Origin of the sequence: Halomonas sp. G15 (assembly GCF_021282295.1) — a bacterium.
Taxonomy (GTDB): domain Bacteria; phylum Pseudomonadota; class Gammaproteobacteria; order Pseudomonadales; family Halomonadaceae; genus Halomonas; species Halomonas alimentaria.
Genome location: NZ_JAJSPA010000098.1, coordinates 1 through 712, shown reverse-complemented (window position 1 = coordinate 712; position 712 = coordinate 1). Strand labels below are relative to the sequence as shown.

Sequence of the window (712 nt, the reverse complement as noted above, 5' to 3'; positions counted from 1 at the left end):
CTGGGCTCTACAAGACCGAGACCTGGATCCGTGAGAAAGGCCGCGAAGGACCCGACAAGCTCAAGGCACGCACCACCTACAGCGAGCCCCAGGTGCGCGACTTCTGGCGATGGTGTGACCACCAGCTTCAACGGGAGGACCTGGAACCTCGCCACCCGCTGCGCCAAGCCGTGGAGTACGCGCTGAAGCGACAGCGGAGCCTGGAGGTATTTCTGTCCGATCCCGACGTGCCGATCGACACCAACCACCTGGAGCGTGGCCTGCGCTGCATTCCCATGGGTAAGAAAAACTGGATGTTCTGTTGGAGCGAGGTCGGCGCCGAGCACGTTGGCATCGTGCAGAGCCTGCTGACCACCTGCCGGCTGCAGGGCGTCGACCCCTACACCTATCTGGTCGATGTCCTCCAACGCGTGGCGCTTCACCCCGCCTCACGGGTCGACGAGCTGACACCGCGTCGCTGGAAGGCCCTGTTCGCCGACGCGCCGCTGCGCTCCGACATCGAGCGCTGAATCGACACCCGCCGGCGCATCGGGCAAGGTGGCGCCTTTCCCGATGCACGAGATCCGGTTCCCCATGCGTATCGATGACATGAGCCTCGACCAGCTCCTGGCGCTCAACGAGCTTATCTGCCGCCGTATCGACGAACTCCAGGCCCGTCAGGAGATGGAGGTGTTGAGCCGCCTGACCCTGGGACAGGCCGTCTCCTTCGAGA

Annotated in this window: 1 protein-coding gene; it reads left to right on the top strand. The window is 64.5% G+C overall.

What is annotated here, in order from left to right; genetic code table 11:
• On the top strand, nucleotides 1-509 hold a 509-nt coding region (locus LWH48_RS18150), incomplete at its 5' end, for an IS66 family transposase (RefSeq protein WP_232913680.1).
• Nucleotides 510-712 lie beyond the last annotated feature (203 nt).